This is a genomic window from Rhodobacter lacus, from assembly GCF_042683065.1.
GTDB classification, from domain to species: domain Bacteria; phylum Pseudomonadota; class Alphaproteobacteria; order Rhodobacterales; family Rhodobacteraceae; genus Rhodobacter; species Rhodobacter lacus.
In genome coordinates this window covers 37,776-54,999 of the sequence record NZ_JBHUIX010000003.1, presented here as the reverse complement: position 1 = coordinate 54,999, position 17,224 = coordinate 37,776, and the positions used below count along the sequence as shown (strand labels likewise).

Genomic DNA, 17,224 nt, shown 5'->3' with positions numbered 1-17,224 from the left:
ACACCTCCGGCAAAGCGCTTCTTCATCTGCCGCAGGCACGGCGAAGTAAAGCGGCTTGTGAGGCGGCGGGGCCGCGGCTAGGGTCGCGCCGAGGAGCCTGCATGACCTACCCCAACCTTGCCCCCTTCGTCGCGCCCGCCGCGCCGCGTTCCGAGATCTGGCGCAGCCTCATCGGCCTTGCGCTGATCGTGGCGTTCTATTTGGGGGCGCTTTTCGGTGGCCTCGGGCTCGTGGGGCTTGTCGCGGGCAAGCTCGAGCTTGCCGTGGTGATGGCGGCGATGGCGCGTGCGGGCACGCCCGAGGGGCTCTCGATGGTGCTGGCCACCTTTGCGCCGCTCGCGCTTGGCACGCTGCTTGTGACCCGGGTTCTGCACCGCCGCCCCGCCGCCAGCCTGCTCGGCCAAGGCGCCGGGCGCGACTTTGCCCGCGTGTTTCCGCCGCTTCTCGGGCTCACGCTGCTGATGGTGCCGTTTTCCTTCCTCGATCCGCATCTGGGAAAATCGACACCGTTGCTTGTGCTGCTCACCTGGCTGCCGCTCGCGCTGCCGCTGCTCTTTGTGCAAATCGCCTCGGAAGAGCTTCTTTTTCGCGGCTACCTGCTGCAACAGATCGCCGCACGCTGGCGCCATCCCGCGCTCTGGATGGTGCTTCCCGCCGCCATTTTCGGCGCGCTCCATTATTCTCCGGGCGAAAACGGGCCAAGCGCAATCTTCCTCGGCCTCTGGGCCATGGGCTTTGGCATTCTGGCCGCCGATCTGACCGCCCGCACCGGCAACCTTGGGCCTGCGCTTGCCTTTCACTTCGCCAACAACCTCTCGGCGATGTTTCTTGTCGGGCTTTATGGCCAGCTTGACGGGCTCTCGCTTTACACGCTCGTGGTCAACTCGCACGATCTCGGGCAGATGGCGCCCTATCTCGCGCTCGACAGCGTTTCGATGCTGGTGTTCTGGCTCGCCGCCCGGCTGAGACTTCGCCGCTGATTGCATTTGCGCGCGCGCGGGCTTATCTGGGCGACGTCGCGGAAACCAAGGGGCCCCCCGATGAACTGGATCTCGAACTACGTCCGACCGAAGATCAACTCGCTGTTCGCGCGCCGCGACATGCCGGAGAACCTTTGGACGAAATGCCCCGAATGCGGCACGATGCTGTTTCACCGCGAAGTGGCGGAAAACCTCAACGTCTGCACCAATTGTGACCATCACATGCCGATCACGCCGCGGGCGCGGTTTGAGGCGCTCTTTGATCTGGGTATTTTCACCGAGGTGAAAGTGCCTGAGCCGATCACCGATCCGCTCACCTTCAAGGATCAGAAAAAATATCCCGACCGGATGAAATCGGCCCAGAAATCCACCGGCGAGAAAGAGGCGATGCTTGTCGTCGAGGGCGAGGTGGGGCGCACCCGCATCGTTGCCGCCGGGCAGGATTTCTCGTTCATGGGCGGCTCGATGGGGATGTATGTGGGCAATGCGATCCTTGCCGCCGCCCTGCGCGCGGTGGAGCGCAAATGCCCGCTCGTGCTCTTTTCCGCCGCCGGGGGCGCGCGGATGCAGGAAGGGATCCTGAGCCTGATGCAGATGCCGCGCTCGACCGTGGCGGTGCAGATGCTCAAAGATGCGGGCCTGCCCTATATCGTCGTGCTGACCCACCCGACCACGGGCGGGGTGACGGCCTCTTACGCGATGCTGGGCGATGTGCAGATTGCCGAGCCCAATGCGCTCATTTGCTTTGCCGGGCCGCGGGTGATCGAACAGACGATCCGCGAAAAACTGCCCGAGGGCTTCCAGCGCGCCGAATATCTGCTCGATCACGGCATGCTGGACCGCGTGACCCATCGCAAGAAGATGCGCGATGAGCTGATTGTGCTTTTGCGCCTGCTGATGAGCCAGGCGCCGGCGATCTGGGGCGAGCTTCCCCCGCCCGGCCAGATCACCGTGCCCGAAACCGAGCATCCGGCGGAAACGCCGCCGCAAGCGCCGCAAAAGGCCGAGTAGCCTTTTCATCTTGCCCCAAATATCCCGGGGGTCCGGGGGCAGCGCCCCCGGCCTTCACATATGGGAGTTTCCGATGCCGCAGCCTTCCGATGCAATCCTCGCGCGGTTGATGGGGTTGCACCCCAAGATCATCGACCTCACGCTGGACCGGGTGCACCGGCTTCTGGCGGCGACCGGCCACCCCGAGGCGGCACTGCCGCCGGTGATCCATATCGCGGGCACCAATGGCAAAGGCTCGACGCAGGCGATGATCCGCGCCGGGCTCGAGGCGGCGGGCCAGCGCGTGCATGCCTATACCTCGCCGCATCTGGCGCGGTTTCATGAGCGGATCCGGCTTGCGGGCGCGCTGATCTCCGAACCCGCGCTGGCCGCGCTGCTCGATGAATGCGAGGCGTCGAACGGCGGGGCGCCGATCACCTTTTTTGAAATCACCACGGTTGCGGCCTTTCTCGCCTTTGCGCGCACGCCCGCCGATTACACGCTCCTTGAGGTTGGCCTTGGCGGGCGGCTCGATGCGACGAATGTGGTCGCAAAACCCGCGCTGACGATCATCACCCCGGTCTCGATCGACCATCAGCAATATCTGGGGGAGACGCTCCCCGAGATTGCCGGCGAAAAGGCGGGCATCCTCAAGCGCGGCGTGCCCTGCGTGGTTGGCCCGCAGGCGCCCGAGGGCATGGCGGTGATCGAGGCAAAGGCGGCGCGGCTTGGCGCAGCGCTCTTTGCCCATGGCCAGCACTGGCACGCGTTCGAAGAGCGCGGGCGGCTGATCTATCAAGACGAGACCGGTCTTCTCGATCTGCCGCTGCCGATCCTGCCCGGCCCGCACCAGATCGAGAATGCGGGCGCGGCGATCGCGGCGCTGCGCTGCCTCGGCTTTGGCGAAAGCGCCTGCGAGGCGGCGGTGAGCCGGGCCGAATGGCCCGCACGCATGCAGCGGCTGCGGCAGGGCCCGCTGGCCGAGAGCGCGCCGGGCATCGAGCTTTGGCTCGACGGCGGGCACAATCCGGCGGGGGGCGCGGCGGTGGCCGCAACCTTGGCGCGGATGCCTGCCCGACAATCGCATCTGATTTGCGGCATGCTCAACACCAAGGACATAGCGGGCTATCTGCGCCCGCTTGCCGTCCATGCCGCCAGCCTCACGGCCGTTTCGATCCCCGATGAGCCCAATACGCTTCCCGCCGCCGAGACCGCCGCAGCGGCGCGCGCGGCAGGCTTTGGCGCGGTGGCTGAGGCGGGCTCGGTGGCCGCCGCGCTCGCCGCGATTGCAGCGCAAGACCCGCAGGCGCGCGTGCTGATCTGCGGCTCGCTCTATCTGGCGGGGCAGGTTTTGCGCGAGAACGGCTGAGCGGCTGCGCACGAAATCTGTGCGTTTCTCTGCCTAGGCGCACAAAACCCGGCGGGTTATCTTGCCTGAAAAGGAAAGGAGCCCGCCATGACGCTCGAATTTGGTCTCGATACATTCGGCGATATCACCGCCGACGCAAATGGCCCCCGCTCGGCGGCGCAGGTGATCCGTGACACGCTCGCGGATGCCATTCTCGCCGATCAGGTCGGGCTGGATTACTTCGGCCTTGGCGAGCATCACCGCCCGGATTACGCGATTTCGTCAATGGAGCCGCTGCTGGGCGCAATTCTCGCGAAAACGGAGCGCATCCACGCCGGAACCTCGGTCTCGGTGCTCTCTTCCGATGACCCGATCCGGCTGTTTCAGCGGCTCTCCACGCTTGATGCCGTGGCGCCGGGGCGCGCGGAGGTCACGATTGGGCGCGGCTCTTTCACCGAGAGCTTCCCGCTCTTCGGCTTCGATCTCCACGATTACGAGATGCTGTTTTCGGAAAAGGCGCAGCTCCTGCAGGCGCTCTTGAGCCGGGAAAAGGTGAGCTTTCAGGGCCGCCACCGCAAGCCGTTGCACAACGTCACCGTTTACCCGCGTCCGGAACGCCCGCTTCAGGTCTGGCGCGGCGTCGGCGGCAGCCCCGACTCGGTGCTGGAGGCGGCGGCGATGGATATGCCGCTCGTGATTGCGATTATCGGCGGCAATGCGGCCCGGTTCGCGCCTTTTGCCGATCTTTACCGCAAGGCCCGCGCCGAGATGGGCGCGGCAGAGCTGCCGATTGCGGTGCATTCACCGGGGCATGTGGGCCCGACGGATGCAGAGGCGAAGGAGCGCTATTTCCCGGCCTATGCGAAGATGCATGATCTGATCGGCGCCTCGCGCGGCTGGCCAAAATTCACCCGCGCCGCGTTTGAACACGAGATCGCCCATGGCTCGCTTTACGTTGGCAGCCCGGAGACGGTGGCACAGAAAATTGCGACCACGGTGAAGGCGCTGGGGCTCTCGCGTTTCACGCTGAAATATTCTGCCGGGCCGCAAGATCCCGCGCATCTGCACGAGACCGTTGCCCTTTATGGCCGCGAGGTCGCGCCGCGGGTGCGCGAACTGCTCGCTTAAGCGCGGTCGGCCGCCCAATCGGCCGATTGCATCTCGCGCAGCCGTGAGGCGGTGCGCTCAAACTCGAAGCTGCCGGTGCCCTCGTTATAGAGGCGCTCCGGCACATCGGCGGCAGAGCAGATCAGCCGCACCTTCGCCTCGTAAAGCGTGTCGATCAGCGTCACGAAGCGCTTGGCCTCGTTGAAGTTCGAGGCGGAAAGCTGCGGGATGTCGTCGAGCATCAGCACCTTCAGCGCTGCCGCAATGGCGAGATAATCGCCCGGGCCGAGCATTGCGCCGCACAGTTCCCAAAAGCTCGCGCGCCCGATGCCATTATGAAACCGCGGGATCACCACCTGCCGGCCCTTCACCTCCAGCACAAGCCGGCTCGCGGCATCATGGCCGGTCAGCTCGTCCCAAAGCGCATCCATCGCCGCATGGGCGGCCTTGGAGGCGGGCGAAAAATAGACCTGCGCGCCGGTCAGCCGGTGCTGGCGGTAATCCGTTTCCGAGGCGATCTCGCGCACCGTGAGCTTGTCGTTCAGGATCGCGATGAAGGGGAGGAAAAGCTGCCGGTTGAGCCCGTTCTTGTAGAGATCTTCCGGCGGGCGGTTGGAGGTGGTGACCACCGTCACGCCGCGCTTGAACAGCTCGTCAAACAGCCGCCCGACGATCATCGCATCGGCGATATCGGTGATCTGCATCTCGTCAAAACACAACAGCCGGACCGAGGCGGCGATCTCTTTCGCCACCGGCATCAGCGCATCTTCTTCCTTGGCGCGGCGGGCAATGTCGATTTTCGCCTGCACCTCCTGCATGAAGGCATGAAAATGCACGCGCCGCTTGGGCACCGCCACGGTCTCGTGGAACAGGTCCATCAGCATCGACTTGCCGCGCCCGACGCCGCCCCAGAGATAGAGCCCGCGCACCGCTTCTGGCGGTTTCGCAAAGAGGCCGAACAGGCCCGGTTTTTTCTGCGGTGCCTCAAGGGCGGAGCGGATGTCTTCGAGCGCGGGCAGAAGCGCGCGCTGCGCCGCATCGGCGCGCAGGCGGCCTGCGGCAACGCGGCTGTCGTAGATCTGAACGAGGCTGCTGGTCATGGCGCCTCATACCCGCTCAGGCGGGCGAAGAAAAGATCACCGAAAGGCGTGCCGGATCACGCCGCCGTGTCCGCGCGTTCGGGCAAGTTTGCGGCGGGCTGCGATGCAGCTTGAGAGGAAACCGGGCTTCGCTTACTCTCACCCCACCCAAGCCACAGGAAGGCCCATGTCGAAAACGAACCCCCAGCGCCTGCATCTCGTCTTCGGTGGTGAGCTTGTCTCGCCCAACCGCACCGAGTTCAAGGACGTTTCGAAGATCCATGTCGTCGGCATCTATCCCAATTATGCCGCCGCCTATTCCGCCTGGAAGGCCGAGGCGCAGCGCACCGTGGATGATGCCCATGCGCGCTATTTCATCGCCCACCTGCACCGGCTGCGCGATGAGGAAACGGCGGCCTCGCTGACCGAGGAACTCGGCTTCTGATCGGCAGGCCCGGCGATGCTGCCAGCGGCATTCAGCTGGCTGCGGGGGCGCCCCTCGCAGCCCGAAGGAGAAGCGGCCAGCGCCGGGGCCTCGGCGCCGGCGATCTGTTTGTGGCTGGGCGCTGAAGATGCCGCCGAGCGTGGTGCGGGGGTAGACCTGGTGCTGGCGCGGCTCGCCCGGCTCCGCCCCGATTTGCCGCTGCGTGTCGCCCTTCCTGACACGGTGGAGATCGCGCTTCCTGACGGTGCAGAGCGGATCTCTCTGCCCGATGAGGCGGGCGCGCGCCTGCTGATGCGTTCCGCACCGCTGGCGCTTCTGGTCCTGTTCGGAAATGAGCTGCCCAAGGCGCTGATCCTCGCGGCAGGAAAAGCAAGACGACCGGTGATGATGGTGGATGCGAGCGCCGTTGCGGGGCCGGGGCAGAGGCCCCCGTTTCGCCGCTTTGGTCAGCCCGCGCTCTTGCGCCGGCTGGACCGGATTTTGGTGCGCGATCAGGGCTCGATCGCGCCGCTGGTGCAGCTTGGCGTCGAGCCGGAGCGGCTCGCCTTTGGCGGCATGCTCGGGCAGCCGCCTGAGCCCTTGCGCTGCTCGGAGGCAGAGCGGGTATCGCTTGCGGCGCTCACCCGCACCCGGCCTGTCTGGTTTGGCGCCTCGGTGCCGCCCGAAGAGATCGAGGCGCTGGTCGCCGCGCAGGAGCGCGCGCAGCGCCATGCGCACCGGATGCTTCTGATCCTCGCGCCCGAACTCCCCGAAACGGCGGCAGACCTCGCTGCCGAGTTGACAGACCGCGGACGGAGCGTTGCCTGCCGCTCGGTCGAAGGGGAGCCGGATGAGGAAACCGAGATCTTTCTGGCCGACGATCCGGGCGAATACGGCCTGTGGTATCGGATCGCCCCGGTCACCTATATGGGCGGCACGCTGCGGGGTGCGGGGGCCGCGCCGCGCGCGCCTTTCGAGCCTGCGGCGCTCGGCTCGGCGATTTTGCACGGCACCCAGACCGCGCCGCATGCCGCCGATTACGCACGGCTCGACGAGGCGCGGGCCTCGCGGGCCATTCATGACGAGATCTCGCTGGGTGAGGCGGTGGCGGATCTGACCTCGCCCGACCGTGCCGCAGTGCTCGCCCATAATGCCTGGGCGGTGATTTCCGATGGCGCTGCGGCGGCAGAGACGGTGGTGGCGGCGATCTTGCGCGCATATGATGCCGCGCGGCAACGAAAGGACGAATGATGCAGGCTCCCGGCTACTGGTTCACCGCGCCCGGGAGCCCGGCGCCGATGGCGCGGCTGCTCGCGCCGCTTGGCCGGCTTTATGGCGCCGCCACGGCGCGGCGCGTGCGCCGCAGCGGGCAGCGCCTGCCGGTGCCGGTGATCTCGGTCGGCAACATCAATGCGGGCGGCACGGGCAAGACCCCGACGGTGATCGCGCTCGCGCAGCTTCTGGCGGCGCGCGGCCACACCGCCCATGTGGTCAGCCGCGGCCATGGCGGCAGGGAACACGGGCCCCTGCGCGTCGATGAGATGCACCATTGCGCGCAGGAGGTGGGGGACGAGCCTCTGCTTCTCGCCGCTTTCACCCCCACCTGGGTCGCCAAGGATCGCGCGGCGGGCGCCGCGGCGGCGCTGGCTGCCGGGGCGGAGGTGATCGTGCTCGATGACGGGCATCAGAACCCGGCCCTGATCAAGGATCTTTCGCTTGTTGTCGTGGATGCGGTGAAGGGCTTTGGCAACGGGCTGTGCCTGCCCGCCGGGCCCTTGCGTGAGCCGGTGCCCGAAGGGCTCGCGCGCGCCGATCTGCTGGTGTCGATCGGCGCCCCCCCGGCGCAACAGGGCTTTGCTGCGCTTTGGGGGCAGGCAATTTCCGTGCCGCATCTCAAGGGCCATCTTGCGCCCTTGCAAACCGGGATGGATTGGGAGGGGCTGCCGGTTCTGGCCTTTGCGGGCATCGGGCATCCCGAAAAGTTCTTTGCCACCTTGCGCGGGCTTGGCGTGACCCTGATCCGGGCCGAGGCGCTTGACGATCATCAGCCGTTCACGGCGCGGCTGCTGGCGCGGCTCGCGGCAGAGGCGCGGCTGCGCGGCGCACAGCTTGTCACCACCGAAAAGGACGCCGCGCGCCTGCCTGCAGAGTTTCGCCCCAATGTGCTGGCGCTTCCGGTGCGGCTTCAATTGGAAGAGGCGGGCGCGCTGGAAGCCGCGCTCGCCCGCCTCGGTCTTTAGCGGTCTCAGCCCGCCAGCAGCGGATCGAGGATCTTTTTCAGATTCTCGTAGCTCATGTTCTCGTATTTCGTGCCGTTGATCACCAGCGAGGGCGTGCCCTTGATGTCATCATCGGTGAAATGCTTCTGATAGGTCGCGACCATCGCCTGCGCGCGGGCATTGTCGTTCAGGCAGGCCTCGATCTGATCCTTGGTCAGACCGGCGCGCAGCCCGATCTTGCGCAGGTTGTTGCCGATCGTCTCAGGCTGGCCGTCGCCGATCCAGGCTTGTTGCTCGGTGAACATCATGTCGGCGATGGCATAGTATTTCGGGCTGCCACCACATTGCGCGATCTGCCCGGCCCAGAGCCCGTAGCGGTCAAAATAGGCTTCGCGCAGGATGAAGCGCACCTTGCCGGTGTCGATGTAATCGCGCTTGAGCGCCTTGAACACATCTTGCTGGAAATGCGCGCAATGCGGGCAGGTGAACGAGGCATATTCGATCAGCGTGACCGGCGCATTGGCCGAGCCCATGACGTTATCGGGCAGGATCTGCGGCGTGGCGCCTCCGGCTTCGGCGGGGCTCGCCACCAGGTCTTCGGTGGTGGCGCCCGGGCGCAGCATCGTCCAGCCACCGGCGGCGGCCAGCACGGCAGCACCGGAGAGACCCAGCAGAAGGGAGCGTCGGTTCATGGATCAGCCTTTCTCAGCTCGTCCCGCCGGGGTGAGGGAGGTGGCGGGTTTCATAAGGATATTGCGCCCAAGCTCTTCAAGCGCAGCGCGCAGCCCCGCATCCGCACAGCCCTGCGCAGCGTCACGCGCGCGCGCGGAGACCTCGGGCGAGGGCAAAGTGGCGGGGCGCTTGCCGGGGGCGGGTGTAAAAGCCACTTGCCCCTCGGCAAAGCCGGTGGCGGCGGTCTGGGTCAGATGGATGCGCGCGATGGCGTTGTAGCCGTAGCAGGCGTTGACCTTGGCGCGGATCTCTTCGCGCTTCATGTCGATCATCGGCGCCATCGGCCCCTCGACAAGCAGCGTGAGCGTGGCGCCCAGCCCCTCGCGGCCATAGCCGATCTTCACCGGGCGGGCAGAGCGGGCGATTTCTGCCCCCACCACCTCGGCCCAATGGGTAACAAGGCGCGCCACCGCAAATCCACGCGACTCGCCCGCAGTGCGGATGCGCTCCTTCACCAGCCCGGATGCCGCCTCGAAGCCGCGCAAGCGACGCTTGGCCCGTGGCGCTTCGGGGCGCTCGTCGGGCTGGCGCTCGGGGCTGGTCTCGGGCGTCTTCGGCTTCATCGGGTTTCCTGGCCTCGCCATCGCGGGTCTTGGCACTATTCTAGGCGGCTGAGGCGGGTTTGCCACAACAACTCTGGTCAGGGGATCATAAACATTGCGTGACGGCGAGGAAACAGCGGCCGGAGCAGCCTTGCTGGAGTGGTATGACCGGTCCGCACGGGTGATGCCCTGGCGGGTGGGGCCGGGCGCGGGTGCGCATCCCGCGCCTTATCATGTCTGGCTCTCCGAGGTGATGCTGCAGCAAACGACCGTTGCCGCCGTGCGCGACTACTTCCGCCGGTTCACGGCGCGCTGGCCGCGTGTGGAGGATCTTGCCTCCGCCGAAGACGCGGAGGTGATGGCCGAATGGGCGGGGCTTGGTTATTACGCCCGAGCCCGTAATCTCTTGAAATGCGCGCGTGTCGTGGCGTTCGAGCGGGGCGGGCGCTTCCCTCAGACGGCGGCGGAGCTGCAAAAGCTCCCCGGCATCGGGCCCTATACCGCTGCCGCGATCGCCGCGATTGCTTTTGAAGAGCCCGCGGTTGTTGTCGATGGCAATGTGGAGCGGGTGGTGGCGCGGCTCTGGGCGATCGAGACGCCGCTGCCTGCCGCGAAGCCTGCGCTGGTTGAAAAGGCCGGGCGGCTGACGCCGCAGCTTCGCCCGGGGGATCACGCACAGGCGATGATGGATCTGGGCGCGACGATCTGCACCCCGCGCGGGCCGGTCTGTGCGCTGTGCCCGGTGGCGGCCTTTTGTGCTGCGCGCCCGCTTGGCATTGCCGCAGAGCTGCCGCGCAAGGTGCCAAAGGCGGAAAAGCCGACCCGGTTCGGGTGCATCTATGTGGCGGTGGACCCTGCGGGCGCGGTGCTTTTGGAGCGCCGCCCGGAAAAGGGGCTCCTCGGCGGCATGCTCGGGTTTCCGGGCACGCCTTGGGCGGAAACCACGCCCGCGCCCGCGCCGCCCATGGAGGCGGATTGGGTCGCGCTCTCGCATGAGGTGCGCCACACCTTCACCCATTTTCATCTGCGCCTGCAGGTCTTTGTGGCCTGTGCCGAGGGGAAGGGCTTCACGCCGCGTGCAGAATTTGCGCCCGCCGCGCTGCCCACGGTGATGCGCAAGGTCTGGGATCTGGCCCTGGGCGCGCTTCCCCGGTGAGCGGCGCTTGCCCTTTGCCCGCCAAGAGGCCATTCTCGCGGCCCCAAAGGAGACGCTCATGACCTTCACCCTCGCCACATGGAACATCAACTCGGTTCGCCTGCGCGAGGCGCTGGTGTGCAAGCTGATGACCGAAGACGCGCCCGATGTGCTCTGCTTGCAGGAATGCAAGAGCCCGGTGGACAAGATCCCCTTTGCCGCGTTTGAGGCGTTGGGCTACCGCTTCATGGTGGCGCGCGGGCAAAAGGGCTACAACGGCGTGGCGATCCTTTCGAAAATGCCCATCACCGAAGTGGCGGCAGGCGATTACGCCGGGCTCGGCCATGCCCGCCATATTGCTGGCCAGCTTGAGAACGGCGTGACGATCCACAATTTCTACGTGCCCGCGGGCGGCGATGTGCCAGACCGTTCCGTGAACGAGAAATTTGGCCAGAAGCTCGATTTTCTCACCCATATGCGTGATGATTTCCACGCCGCGAAGCCCGCAAAAGCGATCCTCGTCGGTGATCTCAACATCGCGCCGCGCGAGGATGACGTGTGGAACCACAAGTCGCTTCTCAAGATCGTTTCGCATACCCCGATTGAGGTCGAGCATCTGGCGCAGGCGCAGGATGCGGGCGGCTGGGTCGATATCACGCGGCAAGATATTCCCGAGGGGCGGCTTTATTCGTGGTGGTCCTACCGTTCGCCCGATTGGGATGCCGCCGACAAGGGCCGCCGGCTCGATCATATCTGGGCCACGCCCGACATTGCGGGGGCCGCGCATGGCAGCCGCGTGCTGCGCGCCGCCCGCGGCTGGGAGCAGCCCTCCGACCACGCTCCGGTCTTTGCCACATTCGATCTTTGAGATGCCCCCCTTGGCGGGCGCCCGCGCGCACCGCATATAGGGGCAAAGCCCGCGAAAGAGGATTTCCATGTTCGGAACCGAGACCAAACCCGCGCAACAATTGGTGAAAGACGTCACCGAAACAACCTTCATGGCCGAGGTGGTCGATGCCTCGATGTCCGTGCCTGTCATCGTTGATTTCTGGGCGCCCTGGTGTGGCCCCTGCAAGCAGCTCGGGCCCCAGCTCGAAGCGGCGGTAGAGGCCGCAAAGGGCAAGGTCGTGATGGCCAAGATCAATGTCGACGAGAACCAGCGCCTCACCCAGGCGCTGGCGCAGCAGGGCCTGCCGCTGCAATCGATCCCGACCGTGGTCGCCTTCTTTGAAGGCCGCCCGGTGGATATGTTCCAAGGCGCGATCCCGGCCTCGCAGGTGAAGGCCTTTGTCGAGAAGCTCGCAGGCCTTGCGGGCGATGACGGCCTGGGGGAGGCGATTGCCGCGGCCGAGGAGATGCTGGCGCAGGGCGCGGTGGTCGACGCGGTCGAGACTTTCGCCGCGATTCTCGGCGAAGAGCCCGAAAACGCCGAAGCCTATGGCGGGCTTCTGCGCGCGCATATTGCGGCGGGCAACCTTGAGCAGGCAGAGGCTTTCCTTGCCGCCGTGCCCGCAAAGATTGCCGCTTCCGCGCCGGTGGAGGCCGCGCGTGCCCAGCTTGCGCTTGCCAAACAGGCCGCCGAGGCCGGGCCGCTTGATGAACTGAAGGCGCGGGTGGAGGCGAACCCGAACGACCATGAGGCGCGCTTTGAGCTGGCCACGGCGCTTCATGCCGCGGGCGATGTGGAAGAAGCGGTCGAGGCCTTGCTCGAACTCTTCCGCCGCGACCGTGAGTGGAGCGATGGCGCCGCGAAAACCCAGCTTTTCACCATCTTCGATGCACTCAAACCCTCTGATCCGATTGTCGTGAAGGGCCGCCGTCGGCTCTCCTCGATGATATTTGCCTGAGCGCAAGGGCGGGCTATCTGATGCGTATGATGAAATCCTGCGACCTGCCTGCCCAGATCCCGCTCTTTCCGCTGCCCGGGGCGCTGCTTTTGCCCCGGGGGCGGCTGCCGCTGCATATCTTCGAGCCGCGCTATCTGCAGATGATCGAGGATTGCCTGAAAACCCCGCAGCGGCTGATCGGGATGATCCAGCCCTGCATGGGGCGCGACGGCTGCGAGAAGCTCTCGGTGATCGGCTGCGCGGGGCGCCTGACCGGTTTTTCCGAGACGGAAGACGGGCGCTACATGGTCACCCTTTCGGGGGTGTCGCGGTTTCGGTTGCACAAAGAGCTTGAGGGCTTCACCCCCTATCGTCGCGCCGAGGTGAGCTGGGGGGATTTTGAGCGCGATCTGGGGCTGGCCGAGCATGATCCGGGCTTTGACCGCGAGATCTTTCTGGAAACGCTCGCGCGCTATTTCCACGCCCAGGGCCTTGATACCGATTGGGATGCGTTGAAAGACGCTGAGGACGAGTTGCTGATCAATTCGCTCTCGATGCTGCTGCCGCTTGAGCCGGAGGACAAGCAGGCGCTGCTGGAGGCGCCGAGCCTGCCAACGCGCCGCGAGACTTTGCTGACGCTGCTTGAATTCGTGCTGCGCGGCGGGCTGGAGGAGCGCAAGCAATGACAGACACGGCAGCCCCCGGTTTGCCCGCTGTCGTGCCCGAGGCGGAACGCGGCGGGTTTGACCGGCGCATGCTGGAGGCATTGGTCTGCCCCTTCACCCAGACCGCGCTTTGCTACGATGCGGCGCGCCAGGAACTGGTGTCGAAAGCGGCAGGCCTCGCCTATCCGATCCGTGGCGGGATCCCGATCCTGATCGCGGATGAGGCGCGGCGCCTGAAATAAATCAGATGCGGGGGCTCAGATCGGGCGGCCCTGCATCAGCCTGGGCAGCGGCCCGGCGATGCCCGCGGCCTGCCGCATGAACCCGCGCCGCAGGGGGCCAATCGCCTGCACCAGCCCCATGCCAAGGTCGCGGCCCGCGCGCAGAATTGGATTGTCGTTTGAAAAGAGCGTGTTGACCGCATCCATGCCAAGCGCCATCGAGACGGAATCAAACCGGCGCCAGCTCTGATAACGGTCGAGCACGAAGGTGGTGCCGTAATCCTCGCCGCGCCGCATCGCCTCGATCACCACTTCGGCCAGGGCGGCCACATCGCGCAGGCCGAGGTTCAGCCCCTGACCGGCAATCGGGTGCACGCCATGCGCGGCATCGCCAATCAGCGCCACCCGCGGCGCGACATAGGCTTTGGCGAGCGTCAGGTTGAGCGGGTAGCTGAAGCGCGGCCCGGCGAGCCGGATCTCGCCCAGAAAATCGCCAAAGCGCGGGCGCACCAGCGCCATGAAATCCGCGTCATCAAGCTGTTCGACGGCGGCGGCGGCGGCGGCCTTCTCGCTCCAGACGATCGAGGAGCGGTTGCCGGTGAGCGGCAGGATCGCCAGCGGACCCGAGGTCATGAAAAGCTGATAGGCAATGCCTTCATGCGGCTTTTCATGCTCGATCGCGGCGACCAGCGCGGTTTGGCCGTAATTCCAGCCCTCCCGGGAGATGCCCGCGCGTTCCGCCACGCCCGAACGCCGCCCGTCGGCGCCGACAAGGAGCTTGGCCGTGAGCGTCGCGCCATTGGAAAGTGTGACGCTGATCCCGCCCGGACCCTCATTTTGTGAAATGACCGAAGTTTCGGAAATGAGGGAAATGTTTTGGGCGGCAGCCACTTGCGCCATCAGGGCGCGGTAGAGGAAGCGGTCTTCGAGCATATAGCCCACGGGCTTTTGCTCCAGCTCGCGGCTGTCGAAGTGCAAAAAGAACGGCGCCACGCCCTCGCCGGGGCGGCCATCGAAGGCTTTGACATCGTTGATCGGCTGTGCCTGATCGGCGACCGAGGGCCAGAGCCCGAGCGCATCCAGAAGCTTTTGGGAGCCAAGCGCCAGCGCATAGGCGCGCCCGTCAAAGGTATCTGCGGCCCGCCGCTCGCGCGGCGCGGCATCGATCACGGTCACGCGGAGCCCCGCCTGTGCGAGGGCGAGCGCAAGAGCGGGGCCATTCAGGCCGCCACCGGCGATGAGAACGTCCGAATCCTGTGTCATGCTCCCAATATGGCGTCGGCTGCGGGATTGTCCATTGCCCGCGGCGCGGCTAGCCTGTGCAAAACCATGGAGGCGCGGATGCTGGAACGGTTCTGGTCGGCGGCGGCACAGGGGCGGGCAATGGCCGAGGGGCGGCTCGACCCGGTGGATATGGCAGAGGCCTATCTTGAAGCTGCCGCGCCGCGGCCCGACATCTATGCCCGGTTGACTGCCGACCGCGCCCGGTTCGAGGCGATGGCGGCGCGCACGCGGCTTCTTGACGGGCTTGGCCGTGGCCCGCTCGATGGCGTGGCGTTGAGCTGGAAAGACCTGTTTGACACCGCAGGCACGGTGACTGAGGCAGGCTCGCTCCTGCTTGCGGGCCGCACGCCCGAGCGCGATGCCGACGTGCTGGAAAACGCAACGCTCGCGGGCACCGTCTGCCTTGGCAAGACACATATGACCGAGCTGGCTTTCTCGGGCCTCGGGCTCAACCCCAATACCGCAACGCCCCCCAATGCCGTGACCCGCGGGCTTGCGCCGGGCGGCTCAAGCTCGGGCGCGGCGGTTTCGGTCAAGCTCGGGCTCGCCGCTGCCGCCGTGGGCTCGGATACCGGCGGCTCGGTGCGCATTCCCGCCGCATGGAACGATATCGTCGGGCTCAAGACCACGCATGGGCGCGTGTCCATCCGAGGGGTGGTGCCGCTGTGCAAGCGCTTTGACACGGTTGGCCCGCTCGCGCGCTCGGTCGAGGATTGCGCGCTGGTGCTCGCCGCGCTTGAGGGCCGCGCCGCGCCCGATCTACGGGGGGCCACGCTTGAGGGCGCGCGGTTGCTGGTGCTCGACGGGCTGCCCTTCGACTCCATTCGAGAGGCGCCCGCCGCGGGCTTTGCTGCGGCAGTGCAGAAGCTTTTGCGCGCAGGCGCCCGGATCGAACACAGGGATCTGCCGATGGTCGCCCCGGCGATGGCGCTTTCAGGCGTTGTTTTTGCGCCGGAGGCTTACGGGCTTTGGCGCGATGTGATCGAGGCCGCGCCCGAGAAGATGTATCCGCTGATCTTGCAGCGCTTCCGCGGCGGGGCGGGGGTGAGTGCGGCTGATTATGTCAAGGCCTGGGATGATCTGGAGCGCTATCGCGCGGCGTTTCATGCCGCGGTCGCGGGCTATGATGCGATCCTCGTGCCCACCGCGCCGATCTTGCCGCCCGATGCGCTGCGGCTGCTCACCGATCCGCAGTATTTTGAAACCGAGAACCTGCTTGCGCTGCGCAACACGCGCATTGCCAATATCTTCGGGCTCTGCGCGCTCACTCTGCCGACGGGGGAGCCGATGTGCGGGATCTCGTTGATGGGCAAGCCGATGCGAGAGGAGGCGCTGGTGCGCCTTGGCATCGCCGCGGAGGCTGCTCTGGGCTGAAAAGCCACATTTTGATCTGGCGGCCGGGGCAGATATTCGCTTTTTCTGGACGCGCCCCACAAGCTTAGGTAGTTTTGGGGCCAAACGGGGCGCAACGACCCCGAGCATGAGGCACAGATGGACTTTCCCGAGCGGTTTGCGAACCTGCCCGAATATGCCTTTCCGCGTTTGCGGCGGCTTCTGGACGGCACCGAGCCCGGTGGCGCCCCTATTGCCATGTCGATCGGCGAGCCGCGCCACCCGATGCCCGCTTTTGTGGGCGAGGTTCTGGCGGCGCATCTGGCGGAATTTGGTCAATATCCGGCGAATGATGGCACGCCCGAACTGCTTGGCGCGATCTCGGGCTGGCTCGGGCGGCGCTATGGTGCCGAGGTGGGCCCGGAACGGATCATGGTGCTCAACGGCACGCGCGAGGGGCTTTTCAACGCCGCCGTGGCGCTCTGCCCGGAAAGCAAAAACGGCAAGCGCCCGGCGATCCTGATGCCGAACCCGTTTTATCAGGTTTATGCCATCGCCGCGGTGACGGTGGGGGCTGACCCGGTCTTTGTGCCCGCAACCGAAGAGACGGGCTTTTTGCCCGATTTCGAGAGCCTGCCCGCCGAGCTTCTGGATCGCACCGCGATTGTCTATCTGTGCTCGCCCGGCAACCCGCAGGGTGCGGTGGCCTCACACGATTATCTCGCCCGGCTGTTGGCTCTTGCCGAGAAACACGATTTCCGCATTTTCGCGGATGAATGCTATTCCGAGATCTGGCGGCTTGCCCCGCCGCCCGGCCTGCTGGAGGTGGTGCGCGAGACCGGGGCCGACCCGGAGCGCGCCGTGGTGTTTCATTCGCTCTCCAAACGCTCGAACCTGCCGGGGTTGCGCTCGGGCTTTTGCGCGGCGGGGCCGAAAGCGATGAGGCAGATCCGTCAGCTGCGCGCCTATGCCGGGGCGCCGTTGCCGCAACCCATTCAGCGCGTGTCGGAGCGGGCTTGGGCCGATGAGACCCATGTTGAGGAAAACCGCGCGCTTTATGCCGAGAAATATGCCGATGCGGCAGAGATCTTTGCGGGCGTGAACGCGTTCCGCCTGCCGGAGGGCGGGTTTTTCCTGTGGCTGCCGGTCGAGGATGGCGAGGCGGCCACGCGCAAGCTCTGGCGCGAAACCGGGGTCAAGGTGCTGCCCGGCGCCTATCTCGCGCGGGAAGTGGCGGGCGAGAACCCCGGGCGCAATTATATTCGGGTGGCTCTTGTCGCCCCAAGAGAAGAAACGCGGCGCGGCTTGATCATGCTGCGCGACTGCTTGCACAGGTGAGG

Annotated in this window: 18 protein-coding genes; 14 read left to right on the top strand and 4 right to left on the bottom strand. The window is 66.2% G+C overall.

Annotated features, from left to right (window positions below; genetic code table 11):
- Positions 1 to 101: 101 nt before the first annotated feature.
- The 4 genes from ACFSM0_RS01935 to ACFSM0_RS01920 all read left to right on the top strand — a co-directional run bounded on the left by ACFSM0_RS01935 (position 102) and on the right by ACFSM0_RS01920 (position 4,446).
- The gene (locus ACFSM0_RS01935; protein ID WP_377386344.1) at positions 102 to 980 is read left to right on the top strand and encodes a CPBP family intramembrane glutamic endopeptidase; all 879 of its coding nucleotides are present in this window, start codon (positions 102 to 104) and stop codon (positions 978 to 980) included.
- A gap of 60 nt (positions 981 to 1,040) precedes the next feature.
- A complete protein-coding gene (accD, locus tag ACFSM0_RS01930) occupies positions 1,041 to 1,991 on the top strand; it encodes an acetyl-CoA carboxylase, carboxyltransferase subunit beta (RefSeq protein WP_377386341.1) in 951 nt (316 codons plus the stop codon).
- Positions 1,992 to 2,064: 73 nt separating this feature from the next.
- Positions 2,065 to 3,339 (top strand): bifunctional folylpolyglutamate synthase/dihydrofolate synthase, encoded by a 1,275-nt coding sequence (locus ACFSM0_RS01925; RefSeq protein WP_377386338.1) that lies wholly within the window; start codon positions 2,065 to 2,067, stop codon positions 3,337 to 3,339.
- A gap of 87 nt (positions 3,340 to 3,426) precedes the next feature.
- The gene (locus tag ACFSM0_RS01920) at positions 3,427 to 4,446 is read left to right on the top strand and encodes an LLM class flavin-dependent oxidoreductase (protein ID WP_377386335.1); all 1,020 of its coding nucleotides are present in this window, start codon (positions 3,427 to 3,429) and stop codon (positions 4,444 to 4,446) included.
- On the opposite strand, the gene zapE is transcribed toward ACFSM0_RS01920, so the two are convergent.
- Positions 4,443 to 5,525, bottom strand: coding sequence for a cell division protein ZapE (zapE, locus tag ACFSM0_RS01915; RefSeq protein WP_377386332.1), 1,083 nt, complete (start codon positions 5,523 to 5,525; stop codon positions 4,443 to 4,445). The genes ACFSM0_RS01920 and zapE overlap by 4 nt on opposite strands.
- 166 nt (positions 5,526 to 5,691) lie before the next feature.
- On the opposite strand from zapE, the gene ACFSM0_RS01910 reads away from it, so the two are divergent.
- From ACFSM0_RS01910 to lpxK, 3 genes are read left to right on the top strand one after another with little or no spacing between them, the layout of a single operon-like run.
- Positions 5,692 to 5,949, top strand: a complete 258-nt coding sequence (locus ACFSM0_RS01910) for a DUF4170 domain-containing protein (protein ID WP_377386329.1) — start codon at positions 5,692 to 5,694, stop codon at positions 5,947 to 5,949.
- Between the two features lie 15 nt (positions 5,950 to 5,964).
- Positions 5,965 to 7,179: a 3-deoxy-D-manno-octulosonic acid transferase gene (locus tag ACFSM0_RS01905; protein ID WP_377386326.1), complete on the top strand. Its 1,215-nt coding sequence runs from the start codon at positions 5,965 to 5,967 to the stop codon at positions 7,177 to 7,179.
- Positions 7,179 to 8,168, top strand: coding sequence for a tetraacyldisaccharide 4'-kinase (gene lpxK / locus ACFSM0_RS01900; protein WP_377387165.1), 990 nt, complete (start codon positions 7,179 to 7,181; stop codon positions 8,166 to 8,168). Before ACFSM0_RS01905 ends, lpxK begins: the two co-directional genes overlap by 1 nt.
- 5 nt (positions 8,169 to 8,173) lie before the next feature.
- Here the strand turns inward: lpxK and ACFSM0_RS01895 are convergent, their stop codons facing one another.
- Both ACFSM0_RS01895 and ACFSM0_RS01890 read right to left on the bottom strand, forming a co-directional pair.
- Positions 8,174 to 8,839: a DsbA family protein gene (locus tag ACFSM0_RS01895; RefSeq protein WP_377386323.1), complete on the bottom strand. Its 666-nt coding sequence runs from the start codon at positions 8,837 to 8,839 to the stop codon at positions 8,174 to 8,176.
- A 3-nt stretch (positions 8,840 to 8,842) separates the two neighbouring features.
- A complete protein-coding gene (locus ACFSM0_RS01890) occupies positions 8,843 to 9,442 on the bottom strand; it encodes a DUF721 domain-containing protein (protein ID WP_377386320.1) in 600 nt (199 codons plus the stop codon).
- A 94-nt stretch (positions 9,443 to 9,536) separates the two neighbouring features.
- Here ACFSM0_RS01890 and mutY point away from each other — a divergent pair, with 94 nt between their 5' ends.
- The 5 genes from mutY to ACFSM0_RS01865 all read left to right on the top strand — a co-directional run bounded on the left by mutY (position 9,537) and on the right by ACFSM0_RS01865 (position 13,289).
- Positions 9,537 to 10,577, top strand: a complete 1,041-nt coding sequence (gene mutY / locus ACFSM0_RS01885; RefSeq protein WP_377386317.1) for an A/G-specific adenine glycosylase — start codon at positions 9,537 to 9,539, stop codon at positions 10,575 to 10,577.
- A 58-nt stretch (positions 10,578 to 10,635) separates the two neighbouring features.
- Positions 10,636 to 11,424 (top strand): exodeoxyribonuclease III, encoded by a 789-nt coding sequence (locus ACFSM0_RS01880; RefSeq protein ID WP_377386314.1) that lies wholly within the window; start codon positions 10,636 to 10,638, stop codon positions 11,422 to 11,424.
- 67 nt (positions 11,425 to 11,491) lie between these two features.
- Positions 11,492 to 12,403, top strand: a complete 912-nt coding sequence (locus tag ACFSM0_RS01875) for a tetratricopeptide repeat protein (RefSeq protein ID WP_377386311.1) — start codon at positions 11,492 to 11,494, stop codon at positions 12,401 to 12,403.
- A 26-nt stretch (positions 12,404 to 12,429) separates the two neighbouring features.
- Positions 12,430 to 13,068 carry an LON peptidase substrate-binding domain-containing protein gene (locus ACFSM0_RS01870; RefSeq protein ID WP_377387162.1) on the top strand — a complete coding sequence of 213 codons (639 nt, stop codon included), beginning with the start codon at positions 12,430 to 12,432 and terminating at the stop codon, positions 13,066 to 13,068.
- A 68-nt stretch (positions 13,069 to 13,136) separates the two neighbouring features.
- Entirely contained in the window at positions 13,137 to 13,289 is a 153-nt protein-coding gene (locus ACFSM0_RS01865; protein WP_377387160.1) for a Trm112 family protein, read from the top strand.
- Positions 13,290 to 13,304: 15 nt separating this feature from the next.
- On the opposite strand, the gene ACFSM0_RS01860 is transcribed toward ACFSM0_RS01865, so the two are convergent.
- Entirely contained in the window at positions 13,305 to 14,531 is a 1,227-nt protein-coding gene (locus ACFSM0_RS01860) for a UbiH/UbiF/VisC/COQ6 family ubiquinone biosynthesis hydroxylase (RefSeq protein ID WP_377386309.1), read from the bottom strand.
- A gap of 78 nt (positions 14,532 to 14,609) precedes the next feature.
- On the opposite strand from ACFSM0_RS01860, the gene ACFSM0_RS01855 reads away from it, so the two are divergent.
- Both ACFSM0_RS01855 and ACFSM0_RS01850 read left to right on the top strand, forming a co-directional pair.
- Positions 14,610 to 15,926, top strand: coding sequence for an amidase (locus ACFSM0_RS01855; RefSeq protein ID WP_377386306.1), 1,317 nt, complete (start codon positions 14,610 to 14,612; stop codon positions 15,924 to 15,926).
- Positions 15,927 to 16,043: 117 nt separating this feature from the next.
- A complete protein-coding gene (locus ACFSM0_RS01850) occupies positions 16,044 to 17,222 on the top strand; it encodes an aminotransferase class I/II-fold pyridoxal phosphate-dependent enzyme (RefSeq protein WP_377386304.1) in 1,179 nt (392 codons plus the stop codon).
- The last annotated feature ends 2 nt before the right edge of the window (positions 17,223 to 17,224 follow it).